This window comes from Clostridium sp. ATCC 25772, from assembly GCF_001573875.1.
GTDB lineage: Bacteria > Bacillota > Clostridia > Clostridiales > Clostridiaceae > Clostridium_J > Clostridium_J senegalense.
Window position 1 is genome coordinate 1 of the sequence record NZ_LFRG01000091.1, and the last position, 3,690, is coordinate 3,690.

The following is a 3,690-nucleotide window of genomic DNA, read 5'->3' on the forward strand; positions in this document are numbered from 1 at the left end:
CGCCGTGTACCGAACGGTACGCACGGTGGTGTGAGAGGACGGAAAATAAAATAATTATTTTCCTCCTACTCGATTAATCTTTATGAATATTTATTTTTACGTTTATTGTTAGATTTGTTACAGTAAATAACTCCTATAATCCAAATTAAAACTCCTAGTAAGCTTATTAGTTGAGCAACTCTTATAGGTCCTAACATCAAACTATCAGTTCTTAATCCTTCAATAAAAAATCTTCCTAAGGAATATAGTCCTATATAGGTAAAGAAAACTATACCATTTTTATATACCTTATTTAAAATATATATAAGTATTATGCAAACTATGATATCCCAAATACTTTCATATAAAAAAGTAGGATGATAATATGTTCCATTAATTAACATTCCATTTTGTATAAAAGTAGGAAATTTACTGATAAATGATTGAGAAACTGGGCCACCATGAGCTTCTTGATTAAAAAAGTTTCCCCATCTACCAATTGCTTGGGCAAGAATTATACAAGGGGCAGCAACATCCATACCACCTAAAAAATTTATATTTTTCTTTTTAGCTAAAATATAAGAAACTATTATAGCCGCAATTATACCACCATGGATTGCGATTCCGCCTTGCCTAATATTAAATATATTAATTAGATTATCCTTATATTGATCAAATTCAAATATTACATAATAAGCTCTAGCTCCAATTATAGAAAACGGAAAAGTTATAATAAAAATTGTAAGTAAATCATCGTAATCTATATCCCTTAACTTACATGTGTATTGAGCTAAAAGAATTGCGATTATAACACTTATTGAAATACATATACCATACCACGCAATATCTATTCCAAATAAAGAAAACGCAACTTTATCCATATTAACACCTCCAAAATGTATCATATAACAGTATTATACAAATATATAATAAAATAAATAATAATAAAATGTATTACAAAATTATATTATATTAATATTTTGTTTTCTATATATTCTTGAAATATTTAATATTTTGTTTTCATGTTTAATTAACGTTTGTGTTTAAAAAAGTTCTCTAGGAGTAAACTACAATCTTTATTATATAACCACTGAACATTTACCCAATGATTAAGAGAATCATTTTGCACTATATTCAATACAGAACCACAGGCACCGCTTCTGTCGTCAAAGGTACCAATATATAAATTTTTTATTCTACTTTGAATTATAGCGCCTGCACACATAGGACATGGCTCTAATGTCACATACATACTACAATCATTAAGGCGCCAATTATTAAGAGCTTTGCATGCTTTTTTTATAGCCAAAATTTCAGCATGGCAAGTTGGATCATTATTAAATTCTTTTAGATTATGGGCTGTAGCGATTATTTTGTTATCTTTTACAATAACAGCTCCAACTGGAACTTCATTAAAAATCAGAGCTTTTCTTGCCTCTTGTATAGCAATTTCCATAAAAACTGAATTTTGATTCATATTTAACACCTACTAGTTAGTAATATTTTTATATTAATTGACGCAAAAATGATTTTAAAATTGCATTTAAATAAAATAAAAGGCCTAACAGTATAGTCTGTTAGGCTGTGGTGCGCGCGAGAGGAGTCGAACCTCCGGCCTACCCCTTAGGAGGGGGTTGCTCTATCCAACTGAGCTACGGGCGCATATTAATTAAAAGAGTATATATATATTATAAATATTTTTCCTGTGTAATGTCAATAACTATTAATAAACTGGAATTTTAGTATTTAATTTATTAATTTTTCAAGAAAAATGGATTTTTCAGAAAAATAAATGATTTATTGCAGATTTTTATATAGGTTTGTGCTAAAATACAAAATGTATGACATTGAAACATAGAGGTGATTAATAAATGAAAAAGATTCATATAACAGAAACAGTGTTAAGAGACGCTAATCAGTCATTAATAGCGACTAGACTACCATATGAAAAATTTGCTCCAATTCTTAAGGAATTAGATAATGCAGGATATTATTCATTAGAGTGTTGGGGAGGCGCAACATTTGACTCATGCTTAAGATATTTAAATGAAGATCCATGGGAAAGATTAAAAAAAATAAAAAGCATAGTAAAAAAAACACCACTTCAAATGTTATTAAGAGGACAAAATATATTAGGGTATAAACATTATCCAGATGATGTAGTAAGAGAATTTGTTAAAATGTCAGTATATCATGGAATGGATATTATAAGAATTTTTGATGCTTTAAACGATTACGATAATATAGAAGTGGCTATGGATGAGACTATAAAACAAGGGGCTCATGCACAAGGTACAATAGTATATACAGTTAGCCCTATACACGATGTTAAAAACTATGCTAATTTAGCAAAAAGGTTAGAAAATATGGGGGCTAATTCAATATGTATAAAAGATATGGCAGGGCTTATAATGCCAGATATAGCATATGACTTAGTAAAAGGTATAAAAGAAGAAGTAAAAATACCAGTATTTTTACATTCACATTGTACAAATGGCATGGGTGAAATGTCTTACTATAGAGCAGCACAGGCAGGTGTTGATGGAATAGATACAGCAATATCAGCATTTTCTAGTGGTACATCTCAACCACCTACTGAAACAATGCATCAAGCATTAACTTCAGCTGGATTTGATACAAATCTAAGTATTGATAAGTTAACTAGCATAAATAACTTTTTCAAACCTATAAGACAGGAAGTTTTAGATTCAGGTTTATTAGATCCAAAGGTGTTAACACCACAACCGGAAGGGTTAAGAAACCAAATACCTGGAGGTATGTTATCTAATATGATAGCTCAACTTAAAGCACAAAACTCTATTGGAAAATTAGATGCAGTTTTACAAGAAGTACCTAGAGTAAGAGAAGACTTAGGATATCCACCGCTTGTTACACCTATGAGTCAAATGGTTGGAACTCAAGCTACTGTTAATGTACTAACTGGAGAAAGATATAAAATGGTTTTAAAAGAAGTAAAAGCATATTGTAAAGGAGAGTATGGAAAAGCTCCAGGAAAAATAAATCCAGAAGTTATGAAGAAAGCTTTAGGAGATGATGAAACTATAAAAGGAAGATATGCATCTACTTTAGAACCAGCCTTTGAAAAAACAAAAGAACTATTAAAAGGAAAAGTATCTTCTAATGAAGATGTATTATCATATCTTGCATTTCCGCAAATAGCTGAAGAGTTTTTTGAAAAGAGAGCTCAAAAGCCATCAGAAGAAATTCTAAGAAAAGAAACTAATAGTGAAGTAATATAGTAATAAAACTATAGTAAATAAAATGATAAAGAAACACCTTAAAATAGTGATAAATGGCTATTTAAAGGTGTTTTTTTAATAATAGTCAATATAACTATTCCACGTGTGTCAATAGTAGTAATTTGAAGAAAAAAAAAGAATATAAAAGAAATATAAGGATAACCTCTTTGTTTGATTAAATTTCAAGAAAAACCATGAAGTATTTAGCATATAATAAATCTTGTCGCTGAGGCAAGCAAGTAAACAGCCCAAGCGATAAGGATTAAAACTTTAAAAAATACTTTCAAAATTTGAAAATAAATTTTAAAAAAGTATTGACAAAAAAGTTTAAATCTAGTAGAATAGTAAAAGTCGTCAGATGATGACGAATTGGTCTTTGAAAATTAAACAGATAAATATAGGTAAAACCAGTTAATTCATTTGAGAATCTATTTTGTAGAGACTCACATCG

The 3,690-nt window shown here is 29.3% G+C and carries 3 protein-coding genes and 1 tRNA gene; 1 reads left to right on the top strand and 3 read right to left on the bottom strand.

Annotated features, from left to right (window positions below; genetic code table 11):
* Window positions 1–80 precede the first annotated feature (80 nt).
* The 3 genes from lgt to AZI32_RS16770 all read right to left on the bottom strand — a co-directional run bounded on the left by lgt (window position 81) and on the right by AZI32_RS16770 (window position 1,641).
* Window positions 81–860 (bottom strand): prolipoprotein diacylglyceryl transferase, encoded by a 780-nt coding sequence (gene lgt / locus AZI32_RS16760; RefSeq protein ID WP_061997074.1) that lies wholly within the window; start codon window positions 858–860, stop codon window positions 81–83.
* A gap of 149 nt (window positions 861–1,009) precedes the next feature.
* A complete protein-coding gene (locus AZI32_RS16765) occupies window positions 1,010–1,456 on the bottom strand; it encodes a nucleoside deaminase (protein WP_061997076.1) in 447 nt (148 codons plus the stop codon).
* 108 nt (window positions 1,457–1,564) lie between these two features.
* A tRNA-Arg gene (locus tag AZI32_RS16770) sits at window positions 1,565–1,641 on the bottom strand.
* Between the two features lie 209 nt (window positions 1,642–1,850).
* Between AZI32_RS16770 and AZI32_RS16775 the strand changes: the two genes are divergently transcribed.
* Complete coding sequence (locus tag AZI32_RS16775; RefSeq protein ID WP_061997078.1) at window positions 1,851–3,239, top strand: pyruvate carboxylase subunit B; 1,389 nt, start codon at window positions 1,851–1,853, stop codon at window positions 3,237–3,239.
* Window positions 3,240–3,690 lie beyond the last annotated feature (451 nt).